We start from the raw sequence: 20,156 nt of genomic DNA on the forward strand, positions 1-20,156 counted from the left end.
CGTCACGCCCACACCAAGGGTTCGTACAGGGAAAGTAAAGGGCGTGGGCGGTCGTGGTCTCAGTGCGGGGACGCGATCGCCCGTGCCGCCGCCACCTCCTGCCGCAGCGGCTCCAGGATGCTCTCCACCGGGCCTGTGAGGTCGGTGCGGACCGGGACCAGTACCTCCGTCTCCCGCAGGCCCTGCGACAACTCCCGAAGTTGCAGGGTGATCTGGGCGATCTCGGCGGGCGACGGCGGCGGTGCCCCCTGCTTCACCCGTACCCGGGCCGCCGTCGTCGTGTCCACGATCCGTTCCACCGCGACGACCAGCGGCCACCAGGCGGCGGCCCGGCGGCCGGTCGGCGGTGGCTCGGTCAGGGCCCGCTGGAACTCCGTACGGATGGTGGACAGATCCCGGTACAGGCGCCGCCGCATCCGGGCGCGGGAGGCGGGGTCCGCGGTCTCCCCGAACGCCTTCTCCACGTACACCGCCGTGTCGGCGACCGCGGTCGCGAGCCGGTCGCCGACACGTGTGTGCCAGCTCTCCGGCCACAACAGGTAGCCGGCCACGAGGGCGATCGCGCAGCCGATGAGGGAGTCGAGCAGGCGGGGGACCAGGAGGGCCGTGCCCAGGTGGTTCAGGATGTCGGACAGGAGCAGGATCACCGGGGTGATCGCGGCCGTCTGGTAGCCGTAGCCGCGGGGCGTCAGCGCGGGGATGATTGGGGCGAGGACCACGAGCGTCGGCACGTCCCACCAGCCGCGCGGCACCGCGGCGAGCACGACGGCCGCCACCAGCAGGCCCGCCACAGTGCCGAGCGCGCGGAGCAGGGCCCGGGAGAAGACCGAGCCGAAGTCGGGCTTCAGCACGAAGGTGATGGTCAGGGCGATCCAGTAGGACCGCGGGACGGGCACCAGGGACACCAGGGCCTGGGCGATGCCGATGCACAGGGCGAGGCGCAGGCCGTAGCGCCAGGAGGTGCCGGACAGCAGGACGTTGCGGGCCGTGCGGTAAACGCGGACACGCAGGGAGGCGGGGCGGCCGAGGCGGTCGACGATCGTGCGGGGGTCGAGGTTGTGTGCCGTGACGACCTCGGCGGCGTGGCGCAGCGCGTGGTCGAGGGCGCGGCCCGTCTCGCCGGCGGGGACCGGCAGGCCGAGGTCCAGGGCGTCGCGGCGGCCGGCGGCGATGGCGTCCGCGAGGAGCCGTACGGCGGCGGGGACCTGCTCGGGCAGCGGCCTGCCGTAGTGGTGGGCGGCCGGGGCGGCCTCCACGACCGGGGTGATCGCGTTCAACTCGGCGATCAGCCGGACCAGTTCGGGACTGCGGCCGTGGTGGCGGGCGCGCCGGGCGAGGATGAGGTCGTAGGACTGGTTGAGGGACTGGGTGACGGCGTACCGGGCGGCGTCGTACGTCTTCGTCCCGCAGGCGCCGAGCAGATCGGCGACCGCGCGGTAGGTGCCCGCGACGGCGGCCCGTTCGGGTACGCCCGAGCGCAACGGCCAGGACAGCAGGGCGAGGGCCAGCACGAGCAGACCGCCGCCGGAGAGCAGCAGCGGGGGGAGCCACCAGGGCTGCGGCAGCGGAAGGCCTGCGCCGATGACGCAGTTGAGGAGCAGCAGCAGTCCGGAGACGGAGGCGACCGCGCCGATCGAGGAGATCAGTCCGGACAGCAGTGCCACCGAGGTCATGGCGGCGACGGCGAGCCAGCCCTGCCCGAACACCAGGGAGCCGACGGTGACGCCGACGGCGCCGAAGAATTGGGGGATCGCGATGTTGAGGATGCGCATGCGGTACGCGTCCGCTGTGTCGCCGATGACGCCGGACAGGGCGCCCATGGAGGCGATGGCGCCGTAGGCGGGTTCCCCGAAGACCAGCCCGATCGCGAGGGGCAGGGACATCGCGATGGCGGCGCGGACGGCGGCGGGCCGGTTGACGGGGGCCTGCTGGGGTTGGAGGTTCCTGACCAGCCAGTCGGGAGGGGTGAGGCCGATGGGGAACTCGCGGGGCATGCCCTCATTATCGCTAATGCGTACGGGTGACCCTTTGCGCTGTTCGGCGCCCTGTGTGCGGGCCGGACTCGTGGAGAGTGAGGTCGACGACCAGGGCGCGGTGATCGGTGTCGGCGATGTGCAGGAAGCGGGCCGAGCCCACGGAGAAGTCCGGGGAGACCAGCACATGGTCGATCTGCGCGCCGAACGGCGGGGCGGTGCGGGTGGGCCACGAGGGCGTACGGGCGTGGTCGGCGAGGCGGGCGCTGTCGCGCACGCCGGCGCTCAGGATGCGGCGGAAGGCGGCGTGGTCCTCGGTCGCGTTGAAGTCGCCGGCGAGGACGGTCGGGGCCCCGTGACCGGCTGCCGCGTAGGCGCGGAGCTCCCCGAGTTCACGGCGCCACAGCGCGAGCCGGCCGGGGAGCGGGGGCATGGGGTGGGCGAGTTGGAGGCGTACCGGGTGGCCGTCGACGTCGGCGACCGCGCCGGGCATGCCCATGGTGCCGGGCACGCCGGGTGCGGGCCCGAGCGGGAACCGGCTGAGGATGACCGACCCGTCCGAGCCGCTGCCGTCGACGGCCCTGCGGTAGGGGTAGGTGCCGTGCGGGCCGCCGAAGGCGCGCTCCAGGAGGGCGGAACAGCGGTGCTCGCACTCCTCGACGAACACGATGTCCGGACGGGCGCGGTGGATCGCGGGGACGAGGGAGGGGGCGCCGCGACCGAACTCGACGTTCGAGGTCAGCACGCGGAGGCCGGTGAGCGGACTGCCGGTGGGTTCCGTCTCGCTGCCGTACGGCTTGGAGAACCACGCGAGCGCGACGAGCGCCAGGGCGCCCCACAGCACTCCGGTGCGCCAGCGGGCGAGCAGGGTGAGGAGGAGGGCGAGGGCGGCGGGGACGAGCAGCCAGGGCAGGAAGGCGAGCAACTGGGGCACGGGGGTGACGCCGTCGGTGCCGGCGGCCCGGCACACGACGACCACGCTCACTCCGGCCAGCACGACCCCACCGCACCAGGCCCCGGCGACCCGCCCCCGGGACCGCCGCCGCACCTCGGCCTGCGGGCCCCCAGCCACGATCGTCGTCTCCACGAGCCGCCGCCTTCCCCCCGGTGGACCGGATGCCCGAATCCTCCCTCAAGACGGGGAGTTGCGGGGGATTTTGCCGACGCGGAGAGGGAAGAGGCAGCGCGGAAGCGGTGCTATCGGAGAGCCGCGGTGCTGCCGGAGAGCCGCGGTGCCACCGGAGAGCGACCGGCCTACCGGAGAGCTACGGGGCCCGTTCCGTGCGCGGTACCGTCACCAGGGACCAGATCACGAAGCCGCCGATCGCGATGGCGATGATCGACCAGATCGGGGCGTACGGCAGGAACATGAAGTACAGGATCATGTAGAGGGCCGCCAGGCCCACACCCACCCAGCGCGCCCACTCCAGGCCCTGAAGGACACCCCACCCCGTGATCGCCACCAGAGCGCCGACGATCAGGTGGATCCAGCCCCACGTGGCGAGGCTGAACTGGTACACGTAGTTCCCCACGCGCACGTAGACGTTGTTCGTGGCGATGCCGGCGATGCCGTTCAGCACGCCGATGATGCCGCCGACCATCATCAGGACCCCGGCGAACGCCATGCCGCCGGTGGCCCACGCCGTCTGTCTGGCGTGCGTGGTGGATGCGGTGTGCTGGACCATGGGGTTGCCTCCTAGGGACGGGGCCTTCCCCCGCAGGTTCACCCCGAGGAAGGTGCGCCGCAGGGTGAAGCGGTCCGAACGGGTGAGTGCGGAACTCCCGCGGCCGCTCGGCGCGGAGGGTGTTGTCGCGGACCGCGTCAGGCCTGGACCTGCGACGGTCGCTCCGCCGGAACCGGTGCGGGCTCTTCGGACGCCCGCCGGCGTCGCACGTACCGGCCCGTGAGCCAGGCGCCCAGGGCCACCACGAGCCCGAGTCCGAGCAGCACCCAGGAGACCAGGCGCAGGGTCTCGGTGAGCGCGTCGTAGACCGCGCCGGCCGCCGGGTGCGAGACGTCCGGTGGCAGGTCCGCCAGCGTCATGCGGCGCCCCACCGCGATCGCGACCCCGAGCAGTGCCGCGCCCAGCGCGGTGCCGAGGCCGGTCGCCAGCACGGCCCGGCGGCGGCAGACGGCCACCAGGATGCCGGTCACCGCGAAGGCCACGGTGGCGACGGGAAGCCAGAACCCCGCGACTTCGAGCACGTGGAACCCCTTCCGGAGCTTCGTCAGATCCTGCGACTGCAACAGCGTGATCTCGGTGTGCGCGACGGGGATGCGGCCCGCGAACGGCACATGGTCGTCGACGAGCTGCTGCTTCATGCGCTCGGTGACGGGGGCGAGGTCGAGGGTGACGGGCCCGTCGGCGCGGTCGTCGTCGTGCAGCGCGCGCATCACGGCGTCGTGCGCGCTGAGGTTCGCGGTGTCCCAGGCGGCGCGGAAGGCCTCCGTGTCCGTGAACGAGCGCACCGCGTCGTGGACGAAGGCGTGCATGGAGCCCCGCAGGGGCGGGCTGACGCGCACGTCGCGCATGATGCCGTCGGTGACGGCACCGGCGATGGCGTCGCGGACCTCGGCGTCGGAGGCGAGCGGGGCGGTGCTGGCCGCGTAGCGGTCGGCGTCCTCGATTCCGAACTTCGCCCACGCGGCGAGCACGCCGAGCGGCGCGAGCAGACACGCGAGGCCGACCAGTACGGCGGACAGGACGCTGCGAACACGTCGGGACACGCCACCAGGGAAACGTCGGCACGGACGACGCGCGAGCGGACCGCCTGCAAACGGGTGGACGGGGCCGGCGGAGCGCGGGACCACGGACGGACGCGGCCCCGGCCGGGCCGGGTCGGCGCGGGCCCGGCGCAGGGCCCGCGCGCTGACCCGTCCACGGACGGGTCAGCCGGCCGGGCGGCCCTCTCCGTCCTCGCGCGCGACGTAGTGGGAGAACGTCGAGTAGCGGTAGAAGTCGAACAGGAACACGGCCAGCGCGACCACGAGCGCCAGACCCGCCGCGTGCAGCACGCTCACGTTGGTCTGGATGTAGAGGAAGCCGAGCGTGATGCCAGTGAACGCGCCCCACACCACCGCGTGCGCCCCGCGCCGAAGGCGCGGCGTCATGACGAACAGGGCGGAGCACAGCACCGTGAAGACGATCGTGCAGGCGAAGCCGAACACGAGGTTCCAGCCGGTGATGGGGCCGCCCTGGCGCCGGTTGGCCGCGGCCCAGTAGCCGTAGAGGAGGCCGATGGCGAGCGGCACGGCCAGTCGTCCGAGGCGGTGCACGCGCCGGTCGAAGAGGTTCGGCGGCCGATGGGCCGGGACGAAAGCGCGGGAGGTGGTGGCGGGTGGGTGCGGGGTCCTCGATGCGGGTGCCGCGTGAGCCATGGGAGCACTCCTCTCTCCTCGCCCCTGCACACCAGGGCACACCCTGACGGGGGCGGCGGGCAAGTCGGGATGCGAGGCCTTTCGGAGCGTGTTTCGCTGGGGCTCATGAGGATCGTCCTGTTCGGCGCGACCGGGATGGTGGGCAGCCGGATCGCCGCGGAGGCGACGCGGCGCGGGCACCGGGTGACGGCCGTCAGCCGCTCCGGCCGGTCGCCGGTGCCGGGGGTGACCGCGACGGCGGCGGACGCGTCGGATCCCGCGAAAGTCGCGGAACTGGCGAGGGGGGCGGACGCGGTGGCGAGCGCGTGCGCACCGCCCCGGGACGGTACGGACCCGGAGGAGCCCTTCCTCGCGATCAACCGGGCGCTCGTGCAGGGCACCCGGGAAGCAGGGGTGCGGCGGCTGATGGTGGTCGGCGGCGCGGGCAGCCTGGAGGTCGCGCCCGGGGAGGCGCTGTACGACCAGCCCGGTTTTCCGGAGGCGGTCCGGGCGGAGGCGCTGACGCACGGCACGGCCCTGGACTTCTACCGCACGGTGGACGACCTGGACTGGACGTACGTCTCCCCCGCCGCCGAGATCGCCCCCGGGCAGCGCACGGGCCGCTTCCGGGTGGGAGGTGACCAGTTGCTGACCGACGCGGAGGGCCGCAGCCGGATCAGCGCAGAGGACTACGCGGCGGCGTTCCTCGACGAACTGGAGCAGGGCGCCCATGTACGCACCCGCATGTCCGTGGCGTACTGAGGAAGCGCGACGGACCGGCGAGACCGGCGGACCGGCGGACTGATGAGACCGGCGAACTGACGAGACCGGCGGACTGACGAGACCGGCGGCGGAGGACTACGCGGCGGCGTTCCTCGACGAACTGGAACAGGGCGCCCATGTACGCACCCGCATGTCCGTGGCGTACTGACGAAGCGCGACGGACCGGCGAACTGACGAGACCGGCGAACTGACGAGACCGGCGAACGGCAGGCAGGTCCGGTGCGCACGAGACGAGCCCCCGATGACCGACCGGAGGAAGGCCGGAGGCAAGAGGGCGGTGCCGTACGCCGGCGAGAGGACGCCCCACGGCTGGGCGCGCCGAGATCTCCGCGGCCCGGCCCCGCCCGTCCGTCGGCCGCTGAGCGTTCGCCGGACTCGTCGCCCCTTTGCAGGCGCAGAGGTTACGGTGCTGACGTACCTGATCGATGGGGGAGGGAACGATGCCCGGAACCGTGCTGCTGCTCGCGGCCTCGCCGGCGGGCAAGGGATGCCTGGTGGACGCGGCCTCCGTGCTTCCGGTGCTCGCGGCCGTCGCCCCGCCGGTGCTCTCCGGCACGGACACGGCGAACGTGGTGGAACTCGCCGACCCGCTGGAGCCGCAGGCCGTCCTCACCCGGCTGCGGGCCGCCGCGGCCGCCCCCGTCCCGCTGACGGTGTTCCTCACCGGGCAGCTCCAGCTCGACCGCCGCCAGCACCTGCCGCACCTGGCGCTGGCCCGCACCACCCCGGCCACCGTCCGCTACACCGGCTTCCCCTGGCACTGGTTCCGTGAGGAGCTGAGGCTGCGCCCGCCCGGTGCGACGACCGTGTTCGCCGATCTGCACGCGGATCCGGAGACCTGGCAGCACCTGCGCGGTGTCGCGCCGGACTGCGGCCCCGCGGTCACCCTCTACGGCCGGGTCGCCCCACCGCCCCCGCGCCGCGCGCTCGCGACCCCCACCTACATGAAGGCCGTCGCGACCCTGCTCCGCAGCGGCCACCGCCCGGACCCGGCCACCCTCCACCACCAGGCGGTGACCCGGGCCTACGCGGACGACGGCACGCGGGGGGACATACTGCTCGCCCCGTACCAGCCGCCGGCGCAGCTTCCCGTCCGGAGAAGCCGGCAGCCCGTTCCCGTGCCACCCCCTCATCCGGTCGCGCCCCCCGACCCCCACGCCGCCCTCACCGCCGCCGTCCAGGACGGCCGGCACGCCGAGGCCGCCGCGCTCGCCGCACAGTGGGAACAGGCCGCGCTGCGGCAGCACGGGCCCGGCTCGCAGGAGGCGCTGCACTGGATGGAGGTCCGCGCCGACCTCGCGATGCTCGCGGGCGACGCGGGCCGCAGCTGCGAGACCTGGCTGATGGTCGCCGCCGCCCGCCTCGCGGCCGGCCAGTCCCCGAGGACCCGGCGGTGGAGGCGGCCGTGGACCGCGCCCACCACCAGTGGGGCAGCATGACCGACGCGACCCGCGCCCGCGAACTGGGCCCAGCCCTTGCCGAGTTGCGCCAACGGGTACCGGGGCGCCGCGAGGGAGCGCTCCGCCACGTCCGGCAGCACCTCGAGGAACTGAGGCAGTCGCAGCGCGTGCCGGGGTAGCGACCGACGGCTCCCGAATGGCCGGGCCGCGTTCACCGCGTACGCGACCCGGTGGGAGCCGCCGGGCCGTCAGCGGGCTCAGGTCATGCCACCGGCAAGTGGGCCGGCGCCCCCGACTCGGTCGCCGCGTACCCGGCCGTGCGCAGCCGGTCGGCGTGCTTTCCCGCGGCCCGGTGCTCGAGCTGGGACAGCTCGGGATGGCGGTGCAGGTCCCGGTAGCGGTCCGCCGGGTCGGCGAGCGGGATGTCGGCGGTGAGGTCCAGCGCGGTGCGTGCGGCGGGGGAGGCCACGCGGTCAGCGCAGGCGGCCCGGCAGGCCTCCGGGGTGAGTGTGCCCACGGGGGACCGCCTGTGCGGGGAGCGGCTGCCGGGGCTCCGCGGCCCGGGCCGGGCCCGCGTTGGCGGCGGTGACCAGGGCGGCCACGGCGACGACGGCCGCGCCGAACCCTCTGACGTGACGCGCGGATATGCGTCCGAGGTGCACGGAAGGGCGTGGGGGCACGGCAACCGACCTCGCAATGACAGTCGCGGATTAAGCACGTTTAATGCCTCTTCCAAGCTAGGGGCTGGGTCGGGTGCCGGGGAAGAGGCTCAGGCCGGTTGGCATGTGCCTAAAGGAGATTGACGAATAGTCAGTAAAGGCTCACTGGTAAGTGGGCTTACTGGCATGATGAACCGTATGGCGGAGCGGGACGACCCGGAGACCATCGGGCGCAGGGTGCAGCGGCTGCGGCGGGAACGCGGACTGACCCAGCGGCAGTTGGCCGAGCCGGCCTACACGCCCGCGTACATCTCCACCCTGGAGGCCGGCCGGGTCCGCCCCTCGGACGAGGCGCTCAGGCATCTCGCGGAGCGGCTCGGGGTCGCGTTCGACGAGCTGGCCACCGGACGTCCGGCCCACCTCGCCACCGGGCTGCGGCTCAGGCTCACCGACGCCCAGCGCACTCTCGCCACCGGTGAGGCCGAGGTGGCCGCCGAGCAGTACGCCGCGCTTCTGGCCGAGGCCGAGGAGTACGGGCTCACCGCCGAGCGGGCCGCCGCGCTGCTGGGCCTCGGCGAGTGCGCGATGGAGCTGGGCGACCTGGTGGCGGGGCGGCAGTACTTCGAGCGGGCCGAGAAGTGCCTGCACGACGCACCGCTGCCGAGCCGCGTACCGGCGCTGCGCGGCCGTGCCGTCTCGCACTACCTCGCCGGTGAACTCCGCTATGCCTGCTACCTGCTGGAGACCACCCTCGACGAGCTGAACCGCTCGGGACTGCACGATCCGGACGCCCTGCTGCTGCTCTACGCGAGCGCCATCGGCCCGTACATGGACATGGGAGCGCACGCCAGGGCGGCTCAGGCGGCCGAGTTCGCCCTCGCGCTGGCGCCCCAGGTCCAGGACCCGGCGCTGGTGGCCCGTATGCACCGTTCCGTGGCGCGTACGCTGCTGGCCGAGGGGCGCCTGGCCGAGGCGGACTCCAACCTCGCCAAGGCCGCCGAGCTGTACCGGCAGCTGCAGATCCGCACCGAGCTGGCCAACTGCCACTGGATGCGCGGCTATCTGTATGCGCAGAACGGCGAACTGGAGCGTGCGGAGCGCGAGTTGCGCGAAGCCCTCGCCATGCTGTCGGAGAAGCGGGCCGCCCTCTACAGCAGCCAGGTCGCGGTGGAGCTGGCGGACGTGCTGCACCGGCGCGGCAGGTCCGCCGAGGCCGCTCGGCTGCTGCGCGACGTCCTCGGTGACATCGGACCCGAGCGCGGCGCGGTGCACTCCGCCGCCGCGCACCGTCTCCTCGGCATCATCGCCGAGGACGGGCGCGACACGGAGGCGGCCGAGGAGCACTATGTGCGCGCGCTCAGCCTGCTGGAACGGGCGGGCGCCGCGGGCGACCTCGCGGACCTGTGCCGGCTGCTCGGCGATCTGTTGCGCCGCACCGGCCGGGTGGAGGCCGCCCTGGACGCCTACCGCACCGGCCTCGGCCACCGCACCGCGCCCGGCACGACGACCCTGGGCCCGGCCCCCGCCCAGCCGCCGCTGTGACGGCCCCGGGCCTGTCTACGGGGTGACGATCGGGAACCCCCGGTCCGGCCGGGAGACGTAGGAGAAAAGGCGCTTGAGCAGGCCCCGGTCCCCTTCCGTCTCGATGCCGGCGAGGCCGTGGCCCGCGAGCAGGCCGAGCAGTTCGGGGCGGGTCAGGGTGAGCGTCAGGCCCGCGTGCGGCCTCGGGGTGCGGTGCAGCGGCATCCCGCGGTGGGTGAGCGCGCCGTGCTCGAGGTTGATCCGGTGGCGGCGTTCCTCGTCGATCACCACCAGGTCGATGATCAGGCGTGGCTCCTGGGCCGCGCGGGGCCCGTCGATGCGCACCGCGAGGGCGTCGAGGAGCATGCTCACGGTCAGTTCCGAGGTCAGCTCGGGCGTGTCCGAGGTGACGGCGGGGGCACTCGCCCCCTCGCGCAGTTCCAGGGCGCCGGTCAGGTAGATGTTCCGCCAGGGTCCGTTCTCGGCGCCGTACCCGAGGCGTTCGTACACCCCCGCCAGCGTCTGCTTCGCCTCCTCGTCGCCCGGGTCGGCGAAGACCAGGTGGTTGAGCAGGCTCGCGGCGAAGCGCAGGTCACCGGCCTCCGCATACCGGCGGGCCGCCGCGAGCGTCGCCTCGGGACCGCCCGCCACCTCCACGTACCGCCGCGCGAGGGCGGCCGGCGGATGCTCCCACAGGTGGGCGGGGTTGCCGTCGTACCAGCCCAGGTAGCGCTGGTAGACGGCCTTGACGTTGTGGCTGAGGGACCCGTAGTAGCCGCGTGCGTGCCAGGCGTCCTCCAGCACGGGAGGCAGCCGCAGCTCCTCCGCGATCTCCGGGCCGGTCAGACCGCTGTTGAGCAGCCGCAGCGTCTGGTCGTGCAGATACGCGTACAGGTCGCGCTGCTCCGCCAGCAGGCGTACGACGCTCTCGTGCCCCCAGGTCGGCCAGTGGTGGGAGGCGAAGGCCACGTCGTAGCCGTCGCCGAAGAAGTCGATGGCCTCGTCGAGGTAGCGGGACCAGAGGCGGGCGTCCCGGACGACGGCGCCGCGCAGGGTCAGGACGTTGTGCAGGGTGTGGGTGACGTTCTCCGCCAGGCACAGGGCGCGCTGCTCGGTGAAGAGGAAGTTCATCTCGGCCGGCGCCTCGGTGCCCGGCGTCAGCTGGAACAGGATGCGCACGCCGTCCACGGTCTCCGTCTGCCCGGTGCGGGTGATGTCGACGGTCGGCGGGACGAGGGTGACCGTGCCGGTGGACATGGTGAGGCCGAGGCCCGTGCCGATCTGCCCGTCGGGCGCCTTCGCCAGCCGTTCGCCGTACATGAAGCCGGCGCGGCGGGACATCGCGGGCCCCGCGTACACGTTCTCGCTGACCGCGTGCTGGAGGAACCCGGCCGGCGCGAGCACCGGGACGCCCGCCTCCGCCTCGCGCGGCAGCACCCCGCGGGCGCCCCCGAAGTGGTCGACGTGGGAGTGGGTGTAGATCAGCGCGGTCACGGGCCGCTCACCGCGGTGCCGCCGGTACAGGGCGAGGGCGGCCGCCGCGCACTCGGCGGAGATGAGCGGGTCGACGACGACGACGCCGGCACGTCCCTCGACGAGCGTCATGTTGGCCAGGTCCAGGCCGCGTACCTGGTAGACGCCCTCGCACACCTCGTACAGCCCCTGCCGCGCGCACAGCTGCGACTGCCGCCACAGGCTCGGATGCGCGGTGCCAGGGCACTCCTCGTCCAGGAACCGGTACGCGTCCGCGTCCCACACCACCCGCCCGTCCCGGTCGGCCACCACGCCCGTCTCCAGGGCGGCGACGAAACCGCGGTCGGCGTTCTCGAGGTCGGTCCGGTCCTCGAAGGGCGGCAGGCCGTCACGGGGCGGGGCGTCCATGCGGCCAGCTTGGGGCCGGGGCGGACGGCGGGCCAGCGGTGGGGGACCGTTCGAGGTGCCGGGTGCGGTGTGAGCAACCGCACCGGGACGTGCCGCGCGTCCGGCCGCGCTCCCGCTGAGGCCCGCTCCTAGGATGCCGAGCATGGACATGCTGAGCTTTTTGATAGTGTTCGCCCTGCTCGTGGCCGGTTTCGCAGGGGTCGAGGCGAGGACCAAGCGGACCGACCGCCGGATGGCCCGGGTCGAGCGGAAACTCGACCTGGTCCTCGACCACTTGGGGCTCCACGAGGCCGACCCGGACCTGGAGCGGGTCGCCGCCCTGCTGCGGGACGGCAAGAACATCCAGGCCATCAAGGTGTACCGCGAGATCACCGGGGCCGGCCTGAAGGAGGCCAAGGAGGCCGTGGAGCGGATGGGGTAGGTGCCGCGCGGCCGCGTAGGCTTTACTGCGACTTTCTTGCAAGTAGAACTCTGCTGCATGAAAGTGGGTGGCGCAGCACCCAGAGAAGAAAGGCCCCGCTCCATGCCTCCGTCCTCCTCCCGGATGCGCCTGTCCATCACGCGGCAGGAGTGGGGCCGGCTGGGCGGCATGGCCGCGTTCGTCCTGGCTCTGCACATCATCGGGTGGTTCACGCTCGTCGGGGTCGTCGCGCCCGAGCACTACACCATCGGCGAGAAGTCGTTCGGCATCGGCATCGGCGTGACCGCGTACACCCTCGGCATGCGGCACGCGTTCGACGCGGACCACATCGCGGCGATCGACAACACCACCCGCAAGCTGATGAGCGAGGGGCAGCGGCCGCTGTCGGTCGGGTTCTGGTTCTCGCTCGGCCACTCCAGCGTCGTCTTCGGACTGGCGCTGCTGCTCTCGCTCGGCGTCAGGACGCTGGCCGGACCCGTCCGCGACGACAACTCCGAGCTGCACGACGTGACCGGCGTCATCGGCACGACGGTCTCCGGCACGTTCCTCTACGTCATCGCCGCGATCAACCTCGTCATCCTGGCCGGCATCTGGAAGGTGTTCCGGCAGATGCGGTCGGGCGGGTTCGACGAGGCGGCGCTGGAGGAGCAGCTGAACAACCGCGGTTTCATGAACCGACTCCTCGGCCGCGTGATGAAGTCGATCACCAAGCCGTGGCAGATGTACCCGCTGGGCCTGCTCTTCGGCCTCGGCTTCGACACCGCGACGGAGATCGCGCTCCTCGTCCTGGCCGGCTCGGGCGCGGCCTCCGGGCTGCCCTGGTACGCGATTCTGTGCCTGCCCGTCCTGTTCGCGGCCGGAATGTCGCTGCTCGACACGATCGACGGGTCGTTCATGAACTTCGCGTACGGATGGGCGTTCTCCAAGCCGGTCCGCAAGGTCTACTACAACCTCACCATCACGGGCCTGTCCGTGGCCGTGGCGCTGATCATCGGCACGACGGAACTGCTCGGCCTGCTCGCCGAGAAGCTCGGTCTGCACGGGGCCTTCTGGGACTGGATCGCCGGCGTCGACCTCAACACCCTGGGCTTCGTGATCGTCGGCCTCTTCTTCGCCACCTGGGCGCTCGCGCTGGTGGTGTGGAAGGTCGGCCGTATCGAGGAGAAGTGGACGGCGGGACTGGCCCGGCCGGAGCCGCAGCCGGTGGAACAGGCGGTGGAGTGAGCACCCGGGCGAGCTCCGCGGGGCGGGTGCTTCTCCCGCGATTCCGCCGCCTGGCGGATCGTGTCATTCCTGATGTGGCCGAAACGTGATCGCGTTCTGAACTCGTCGTGGTTTCAACGAGGTTGACAGTGTCGTCACCGTGATCGAATATGTGCTCGCGCTGTGGCTCATGTGACCAAAGAGCCACTCGTTTCTCTCGACCACTTTCTTCCCGGCCACGGTCCCGGCGGCTTCGTGCTGCCCGCTGCCGTCGGCCGGGTCCGGCCCGTCAAGATGGGGGACCGAATGTCCGACACGAGAGGTGTCACCGTGCGCCGTCTGCTGGGGGCGGGCGCCGCGGCACTCACCCTCACCGCCGTCACCGGGGGCGCCGCCTGGGCCTCGGGTACGCCCGGTGGTGGCGGCTGGGACCAGGGGGGCCGCGCGTACGCGTCCGGGAACGGGCCCGGCACCGTCACCGGGGCCGACCACTGCCAGTTCTCCTTGGACGGAAACACGTTCACCGACTCCGTCCGGGTCGACGACCAGAACCTGAAGCCCACCGAGGACGGCAAGGTCCACATCAAGGTGCGTGCAGCGGGCGACGCGGCGACCTGCACCGCCTCCCTCGCCTCGTACCGCACGCACGGCGCCACCTTCAACACGTCCGGGCTGCAGGTCTTCCACGACTTCGACTCGGTGACGGTGAAGCAGGGCGAGACCGACTCCCTCGACATCTCCGTGCCGGACGCCGGCTGCTTCGCGCAGATCGACCTCTACCGGGGCAAGGTCAAGTTCGACGGGAACCTCGGCGCGCAGGACGGCTTCGAGCACGGTGACGTGCCCAAGGGCCCGGACCGCCCGGTCATCAAGGACAAGCTGATCGCGTCCTGGAACGGCGGTACGAAGGACTGCACGGCCCAGCCGCCGAGCACCCCGGCCACCACCCCGCCCGCGTCGGCCCCGGCCACCCCGGCGACGCCCGCCTCTCCGTCCGCCTCCGTCTCGACCCCGCCCGCCACCGGCGAGTCGAGCACGCCTCCGGCGCCCACCCCGAACGGCGGCACGTCCACCCCGCCCGGTGGCCTCGCCGAGACCGGTGGCGGCAGCAACGCGCTGCCGATCGCCGCGGGCGCGGCGGCCCTCGTCGCGGCCGGTGCGGGCATCGCGGTCGCCGCCCGGCGCCGTACGTCCCGCGGTCGCGCCTGACGCCTCCGGGCGTCCGCTGAACCATCCCCGACGGGCCCGGCGCTCTTGTCCCCGGAGAGCGCCGGGCCCATTTTTCGCGCTCGGTACCTGTCCCGGACCGTCAGCCCGTGGTCGGCGACGACCCGGGGGCCGCCGCCGCGCCCGGAGTCGTCGACGGCGGCGGGGTGAAGCCCGGCGGCGGGGAGAGGATCACCGTCGGCTCGCCGGGCTGCGGGGCCGGCGGGGTCAGGCTGGACTTCGGGAGCTTCGGCGGTGTCGTCTCCTGGAACACCAGCGAGTCGAAGTTCACCAGGCCCGTCTGCTCCATGACCGTGATGTGGTCGAGGACGGTGTCGTTGGCCACGTCGGCCAGCTGGCGGACCAGCGTGTTCTTCGTGGTGGCGCGGATGTTGGCGATGGCGGGGAAGATCTGTCCGTGCGTCAGCCGCAGGATGTTCGCGAGGTCGTTGTCGAACTGCTTGCCCGTGTCGTTGGTCAGCGTCGTCACGAATCCCTGCTGCTGGGGGCTCGGCTGGTTCGGCAGCGTGATGCCCAGCTCCGCGGCCACCTTCCGGTCGACGGCGTCGAGGTTGGCATGTCCGTTGACCAGATGCGCCCCGGCGGTGCGTACGGCCGGGGTCGTGCCCTTCTTCATGGCCAGTTCACCGGACGGGAACTCCCACAGGCCGGCCGCCCGTACCTTGACGACGAAGTCGCGGTCCGCCTCGGTCAAAGGTCCCGCCGAGGTGTTCGCGATCACGCGTGAGGGGGCGCTGGAGACCGTCTGCACTCCCAGCATCGACGGATAGACGAGCGCCGTGAGCGTCAGGGTGAGGGCGCCCGTGACGAAGAGGGTTCCCGCCGCGGTCCGCGAAATGCGCATGGCACCTCCTGGTTGTTCCAACGCCCAGGGGTACGGGTGCGAGCGGAGCCGGAAACCTTTTCCACAGGCAAAATCCACGGCCCGGGCTGTGGGGGCTGTCACACGGCCGAGCGGCACGTTCGCCGTGCCGTCGCCGGTCACACGGCGGGGCGCGCACGTCCGCCCCGGCAGACTGAGGGCGTGGCGGTGCCGGGAGGGGAGGTCGGGTGCCCGTTATGTTCGATCCGAACATCCGACAGTCGGAGCCGTCATGCAGAAGACAGAAGAACTGGCCGAGGAGGCGGAGGCGGCCGTCGCGGTCCCCGCGGCGCCCGAGCGCGTCCCCGCCCGCGGCTGGCCCGCGTTCTGGCCGCTGCTCCTGGCGGCGGCCGTCCTCGCCGGTCCGGCGCTGCTCCTGCTCGGCCGGTGGATGGACGTGCCCGCGATGCAGGCGTGGCGCACCGTCTGTCTGGCCATCACCGTGCAGGCGCTGCCCTTCCTGCTGCTCGGCACGGCCCTGTCCGGCGCCATCAACGCGTTCGTGCCGGCGACGGCGTTCAGCCGGGCGCTGCCCCGCAACCCCGCGCTCGCCGTTCCGGTCGCCGGGGTCGCCGGGGTGGTGCTGCCCGGCTGCGAGTGCGCGTCGGTGCCGGTCGCGAACAGCCTGATCCGGCGGGGTGTCACCCCGGCCGCCGCGTTCGCGTTCCTGCTGTCGGCTCCCGCCGTCAACCCGGTGGTGCTGACCGCCACCGCCGTCGCCTTCCCCAGCAGCCCCCTGATGGTCCTGGCCCGGCTGCTCGCCTCGCTCGCCACCGCGGCCGTGATGGGCTGGCTGTGGCTCTGGCTCGGCAGGGAGGAATGGCTGCGGCCGACCGTGCGGCACACCGGTCACCGACCGGGGCACAGCCGCTGGCGGGAGTTCCGGCTCGGCTTCCAGCACGACTTCCTGCACGCGGGCGGCTTCCTGGTCGTCGGGGCCATGGCGGCGGCCACCTTCAACGTGGCGGTCCCGCGCTCCGTGCTCGACGTGTTCTCCGGCTCGACCTGGCTGTCGGTGCTGTTCCTGGCGGGGCTCGCCGTCGTGCTCGCGGTGTGCTCCGAGGCCGACGCCTTCGTGGCCGCCTCGCTCACCGGCTTCTCGCCCGTGGCGCGGCTGGCGTTCATGGTGGTGGGGCCGATGGTCGACCTGAAGCTGATCGCCCTTCAGGCGGGCACGTTCGGCCGGGCGTTCGCGGTCCGCTTCTCCACCGCCACGACCGTCGTGGCGGTGGCGTGCAGCGCGCTGATCGGAGGGGCCCTGCTGTGAAACGGCCCTTCCCGGCGGTCCTGCTCGTCCTCAGCGGCCTCGGTCTGCTGCACGCCTCGCTCTTCACCGACCTGTGCCTGAGGTACGTGCGGCCGGGACTGCGCCCGTATCTGATCGCCTCGGGCGCGCTGCTGCTCGTGCTCGGACTGGCGAGCGCGGCCCTCGACCGCGGGCGGGGCAGCCACGCCGAGCACGGCGGTCACGGCGACACCGGCCACGGCCACTCCGCCGCACCCCGTGTCGCCTGGCTGCTGTTCCTGCCCGCGCTGAGCCTGCTCATCTACGCCCCGCCCGCCCTCGGCTCGTACACCGCCTCCCGTGAGCCCGCCAGGGCCGTCGCGCAGCAGCGGCACTTCGAACCGCTGGCCGCGACCTCGCCGCTGCCGATGACGCTCACGGAGTTCACCAGCCGTGTGCAGCAGGACCGTGCGCAGGCCATCAAGGGGCGCAGCGTCACGTTGACCGGATTCGTCACGCCGGACGGGCGGGGCGGGGGCTGGTATCTGACCCGGATCATCTTCTCGTGCTGCGCTGCGGACGCGCAGTCCGTGAAGGTACGGATCCACGGGGCCCCGGCGCCGCCGGCCGACACCTGGGTGGCCGTCACGGGCACCTGGCACCCCGGCGGGACGCTGGGCACACGGTCGGCGCCGGCCGCGCTGGACGCCCGTACCGTCGAGCGGGTGGACAAGCCGGTGAACGCGTACACGGACGACCTGCCGCTGACGCCGTCCCGCTGACGGCGTCCCGCCGGAGCGGGGAGACCGTCCGCTCGCTGTACACCTGGGTGAACCAACGCCCAAGCACCGCCCATGACTTCACAACCCGGTGCCTTCGCCCGGACAAACCTTCAACCAAGCTTCTCCCGGTCCCGCAAAGGGGTCTACCCGCATAGACGCTCCCGGTGCTGTCATGCTCACGACCGCCCGGAATCGTGCCGGGCACCCCCACCGGGAGACTCCCCATGTCCCGAATACCGCGCCCCCTGGTGACCACCCTGTCCACCCTCGCCCTCGCCGCCGCGGGCCTGACCGTCACCACCGGCAGCGCGCACGCGCAGTCGTGCAGCCAGGACTACCTGCCCCTCCCCGACCCCAGCTGCCAGCCCGGCGCCCTCAACCCGGACGTCACGCAGGACACCATCGACTCCACGATCTGTGTCTCCGGCTGGACCGCGACCGTGCGGCCGTCGAGCTCGTACACCACCGCGCTGAAGAAGAAGCAGATCGTCGAGTACGGCTACAGCGACACCAGCGCCTCGGACTACGAGGAAGACCACTTCGTGCCGCTCGAACTCGGCGGCGCGCCCAGGAGCGAGCTGAACCTCTGGCCCGAACCGCACTACGGCGACGAGACCTCGGCCGACAAGGACGTCGTCGAGAACAAGCTCAAGAAGGCCGTCTGCGCGGGCGACGTCAGCCTGGAGGACGCCCAGAACGCGATCATCACGGACTGGACGACCGCGCTCTCCAGCCTCGGCCTGAGCTGAGCCCCGGGCCTGCTAGGCCATCCAGAAGAACACGGCCGTCATGCGCCTGTCCTCCAGGTCGCTGCCCCAGTAACCGGTGGCGCTGTGCATGAGGTTGGCCTTGTACAGGAGCAGCCGGTTGTAGCGCTGCGGCACGCGGACGTCCTCGGTGAACGCGTCCGGCGAGACGTACCGCGTGCCCAGCGCCTCGACCAGGTTGGTGTGCGGCGCCTGCACCATGTTGCCGCCGAGGACGCCGCCCGGCAGGCTCTGCCGGAAGAAGCTCGTGCCGCAGTCCTTGGGGATGTTCGGGCTGAGGTAGAGCACGGCGGCGTACCGGCACAGGGCGCGCGAGTCGGTGTGCGGGCGCGGTTCGCCCTCGTCCTTGCCGACGACCTGGACGCAGTTGTGGTTGAGGGTGCCGCCGCCGGGGGCGGTCTCCTGCCAGAGCTTCGGCGCACCGGTCTCCTTGCGCACCAGCCGCTCGATCCGGGCGAGTTCGGCCGGTTCGAGACCGGGCATGGTGCGCATCCCCGGCCAGCTCTCCTGCGTGTACGGGTGTCCCTTGACCCAGTCGTCCTTGGCGAGACAGCGGGCCCGGACCTCGTCCACGTTCGGCAGCACGTCGTCGAGGATCCAGTAGTCGCGGCCACGGGTGGGCTTGCGGTACGGCAGGACGGGCAGGCGCGGGGGTTGTGGGGGCTGTGGGGGCATGCCGGTGAACCTACAGTTCGCCCCCATCGTCGTTTCTTTTCGTTCGGTCAAGCCTTCGTCAACTCAACTTGCCTGGGTAGCGGGCACGTTGGGTGGTGGTGTCACGGCGTCGGCGTGGCCGGGCTCGAACGACCCGTCTCCTGCGGTGTCTCCGCCGAGCTGCTGTCCGGGCTGAACACCGACATGCCCACGTACATCGCCGTCAGGAACAGCAGTGCCGCGGCGATGAGCCCGACCGCGCGCGGCCGCCCGGCGACGAACGTGCGCAGCGACGGCCGCGCGCGCCGGTTCCCCGACGACGACCGCGGGCGGGCAGCGCGGTGGCCGGGGAGTGCGGACGGGAGTTTGTACGTCGTCGCCGCGCCCTTCGTCCGGGGCGGAATCGGCGACTGAGGGGCCGGGGCCGGGACCGGGATCGGTGCCGCGGCCGGGACCGGTGCCGCTGCCGGAAGCGGTTCCGGGCGGCCCCGCCAGGCGCCCGTGGCGAACCAGTCGGCGGCCTGCCGTGCCGTCGGCCGGTCCTCGGGCCGCTTGGCGAGCAGGCCGAGCAGAAAGTTCTCGAAGGCGGGCGGGAGGGCGGCACCCAGCTCGCGCGGCGGTACGGGCGTCGCGTCCAGGTGCTGGTGCAGGATCGCGATCGGGCTGTCGGCGCGGAACGGCGGCCGACCGGTGAGGAGTTGGTAGAGGACGCAGCCGAGCGAGTACACGTCGCTGGCCGGTCCGGCGGGCTTGCCCAGGGCGCGCTCGGGCGCGATGTACAGGCTCGTACCGACGATCTGCCCGGTCGCGGTGAGCGCGCCCGACGGGTCGTCCATGAAGCGGGCGATGCCGAAGTCGCCGATCTTCAGAGTGCCGTTCGTGTCGAGGAGCAGGTTGCCGGGCTTGATGTCGCGGTGCACGATGCCCTGTTCGTGCGCCACTGCGAGCCCGGCCGCCGCCTGGGCCGCGATGGCCGCGACCTGTTCGGCGGGCAGCGGCCCGTCGTCGGCGAGCACCCGGGCGAGGCTGTCACCCTCCACCAGCTCCATCACCAGGAACAGCCGCCCCTCGTGCTCCCCGAAGTCGAGCACACCGACCACGTGCGGATGGTGGAGCCGGCCCGCGGTCTGTGCCTCGAGGCGGAAGCGGGAGTCCGCGGTGGGGTCGGCGTTCCGGTCGAGCAGCACCTTGACGGCGACGGGACGGCCGAGCATCTGGTCGTACGCCCGCCAGACCTCTCCCATCGCGCCACGTCCGATGGTGGTGTTCAGCTGGTACCGGCCCGCGATCAGCACCTGTTGTTTCATCCTCATGCCGGGAGACGAATGCCGTGCGACGACTCGACCGCCGCCGGACAGGATTCCGCCAGGGCGGGTGGGGGTGGGGTGCCGCAGCGGATCACAGCCTACTGGCACGGACACACGATTCGATCACGGTCTC

General features: G+C 72.6%; 19 protein-coding genes and 1 pseudogene. 9 read left to right on the forward strand and 11 right to left on the reverse strand.

Annotation, left to right across the window (positions count from 1 at the left end; all coding sequences use genetic code 11):
- Nucleotides 1-59: 59 nt before the first annotated feature.
- The 5 genes from N8I84_RS21285 to N8I84_RS21305 form a co-directional block, all read right to left on the reverse strand.
- Entirely contained in the window at nucleotides 60-1,994 is a 1,935-nt protein-coding gene (locus N8I84_RS21285; RefSeq protein WP_263230977.1) for an FUSC family protein, read from the reverse strand.
- A 13-nt stretch (nucleotides 1,995-2,007) separates the two neighbouring features.
- The gene (locus tag N8I84_RS21290) at nucleotides 2,008-3,060 is read right to left on the reverse strand and encodes an endonuclease/exonuclease/phosphatase family protein (protein ID WP_390898929.1); all 1,053 of its coding nucleotides are present in this window, start codon (nucleotides 3,058-3,060) and stop codon (nucleotides 2,008-2,010) included.
- 178 nt (nucleotides 3,061-3,238) lie between these two features.
- Nucleotides 3,239-3,658, reverse strand: a complete 420-nt coding sequence (locus N8I84_RS21295) for a DUF7144 family membrane protein (protein WP_263230978.1) — start codon at nucleotides 3,656-3,658, stop codon at nucleotides 3,239-3,241.
- Nucleotides 3,659-3,795: 137 nt separating this feature from the next.
- Entirely contained in the window at nucleotides 3,796-4,701 is a 906-nt protein-coding gene (locus tag N8I84_RS21300) for a hypothetical protein (protein WP_263230979.1), read from the reverse strand.
- Between the two features lie 162 nt (nucleotides 4,702-4,863).
- Nucleotides 4,864-5,352: a hypothetical protein gene (locus N8I84_RS21305; RefSeq protein WP_263230980.1), complete on the reverse strand. Its 489-nt coding sequence runs from the start codon at nucleotides 5,350-5,352 to the stop codon at nucleotides 4,864-4,866.
- Between the two features lie 105 nt (nucleotides 5,353-5,457).
- Here N8I84_RS21305 and N8I84_RS21310 point away from each other — a divergent pair, with 105 nt between their 5' ends.
- Nucleotides 5,458-6,093, forward strand: a complete 636-nt coding sequence (locus tag N8I84_RS21310) for an NAD(P)-dependent oxidoreductase (protein ID WP_263230981.1) — start codon at nucleotides 5,458-5,460, stop codon at nucleotides 6,091-6,093.
- Between the two features lie 461 nt (nucleotides 6,094-6,554).
- Nucleotides 6,555-7,693: pseudogene (locus N8I84_RS21315) on the forward strand (hypothetical protein).
- Nucleotides 7,694-7,776: 83 nt separating this feature from the next.
- Here N8I84_RS21315 and N8I84_RS21320 read toward each other — a convergent pair.
- Nucleotides 7,777-7,983 (reverse strand): hypothetical protein, encoded by a 207-nt coding sequence (locus N8I84_RS21320; protein WP_390898930.1) that lies wholly within the window; start codon nucleotides 7,981-7,983, stop codon nucleotides 7,777-7,779.
- Nucleotides 7,984-7,987: 4 nt separating this feature from the next.
- Entirely contained in the window at nucleotides 7,988-8,194 is a 207-nt protein-coding gene (locus tag N8I84_RS21325; RefSeq protein ID WP_263235064.1) for a hypothetical protein, read from the reverse strand.
- A gap of 177 nt (nucleotides 8,195-8,371) precedes the next feature.
- Here N8I84_RS21325 and N8I84_RS21330 point away from each other — a divergent pair, with 177 nt between their 5' ends.
- Nucleotides 8,372-9,715: a helix-turn-helix domain-containing protein gene (locus N8I84_RS21330; RefSeq protein WP_263234844.1), complete on the forward strand. Its 1,344-nt coding sequence runs from the start codon at nucleotides 8,372-8,374 to the stop codon at nucleotides 9,713-9,715.
- 15 nt (nucleotides 9,716-9,730) lie between these two features.
- Here the strand turns inward: N8I84_RS21330 and N8I84_RS21335 are convergent, their stop codons facing one another.
- Entirely contained in the window at nucleotides 9,731-11,575 is a 1,845-nt protein-coding gene (locus N8I84_RS21335) for an alkyl/aryl-sulfatase (protein ID WP_263230982.1), read from the reverse strand.
- 142 nt (nucleotides 11,576-11,717) lie between these two features.
- Here N8I84_RS21335 and N8I84_RS21340 point away from each other — a divergent pair, with 142 nt between their 5' ends.
- The 3 genes from N8I84_RS21340 to N8I84_RS21350 all read left to right on the forward strand — a co-directional run bounded on the left by N8I84_RS21340 (nucleotide 11,718) and on the right by N8I84_RS21350 (nucleotide 14,408).
- Nucleotides 11,718-11,996 (forward strand): ribosomal protein L7/L12, encoded by a 279-nt coding sequence (locus N8I84_RS21340; protein WP_263230983.1) that lies wholly within the window; start codon nucleotides 11,718-11,720, stop codon nucleotides 11,994-11,996.
- A gap of 102 nt (nucleotides 11,997-12,098) precedes the next feature.
- Nucleotides 12,099-13,220, forward strand: a complete 1,122-nt coding sequence (locus N8I84_RS21345; RefSeq protein ID WP_263230984.1) for a Nickel transporter NicT — start codon at nucleotides 12,099-12,101, stop codon at nucleotides 13,218-13,220.
- A 285-nt stretch (nucleotides 13,221-13,505) separates the two neighbouring features.
- Complete coding sequence (locus N8I84_RS21350; protein WP_263230985.1) at nucleotides 13,506-14,408, forward strand: hypothetical protein; 903 nt, start codon at nucleotides 13,506-13,508, stop codon at nucleotides 14,406-14,408.
- A gap of 100 nt (nucleotides 14,409-14,508) precedes the next feature.
- Here N8I84_RS21350 and N8I84_RS21355 read toward each other — a convergent pair whose 3' ends face one another.
- Complete coding sequence (locus N8I84_RS21355) at nucleotides 14,509-15,270, reverse strand: DUF4142 domain-containing protein (protein WP_263230986.1); 762 nt, start codon at nucleotides 15,268-15,270, stop codon at nucleotides 14,509-14,511.
- A gap of 250 nt (nucleotides 15,271-15,520) precedes the next feature.
- On the opposite strand from N8I84_RS21355, the gene N8I84_RS21360 reads away from it, so the two are divergent.
- The 3 genes from N8I84_RS21360 to N8I84_RS21370 all read left to right on the forward strand — a co-directional run bounded on the left by N8I84_RS21360 (nucleotide 15,521) and on the right by N8I84_RS21370 (nucleotide 18,044).
- Nucleotides 15,521-16,555, forward strand: a complete 1,035-nt coding sequence (locus tag N8I84_RS21360; RefSeq protein WP_263230987.1) for a permease — start codon at nucleotides 15,521-15,523, stop codon at nucleotides 16,553-16,555.
- Entirely contained in the window at nucleotides 16,552-17,295 is a 744-nt protein-coding gene (locus N8I84_RS21365) for a TIGR03943 family putative permease subunit (RefSeq protein ID WP_263230988.1), read from the forward strand. The genes N8I84_RS21360 and N8I84_RS21365 overlap by 4 nt, the downstream gene beginning before the upstream one ends.
- Nucleotides 17,296-17,519: 224 nt before the next feature.
- The gene (locus tag N8I84_RS21370) at nucleotides 17,520-18,044 is read left to right on the forward strand and encodes a hypothetical protein (RefSeq protein ID WP_263230989.1); all 525 of its coding nucleotides are present in this window, start codon (nucleotides 17,520-17,522) and stop codon (nucleotides 18,042-18,044) included.
- A 12-nt stretch (nucleotides 18,045-18,056) separates the two neighbouring features.
- Here N8I84_RS21370 and N8I84_RS21375 read toward each other — a convergent pair whose 3' ends face one another.
- Together N8I84_RS21375 and N8I84_RS21380 are read right to left on the reverse strand one after the other, a co-directional pair.
- Nucleotides 18,057-18,737 carry a DUF6445 family protein gene (locus N8I84_RS21375; RefSeq protein WP_263230990.1) on the reverse strand — a complete coding sequence of 227 codons (681 nt, stop codon included), beginning with the start codon at nucleotides 18,735-18,737 and terminating at the stop codon, nucleotides 18,057-18,059.
- A gap of 101 nt (nucleotides 18,738-18,838) precedes the next feature.
- Nucleotides 18,839-20,029 (reverse strand): serine/threonine-protein kinase, encoded by a 1,191-nt coding sequence (locus N8I84_RS21380; protein ID WP_313884271.1) that lies wholly within the window; start codon nucleotides 20,027-20,029, stop codon nucleotides 18,839-18,841.
- Between the last annotated feature and the right edge of the window lie 127 nt (nucleotides 20,030-20,156).

Source organism: Streptomyces cynarae (genome assembly GCF_025642135.1).
Taxonomy (GTDB): domain Bacteria; phylum Actinomycetota; class Actinomycetes; order Streptomycetales; family Streptomycetaceae; genus Streptomyces; species Streptomyces cynarae.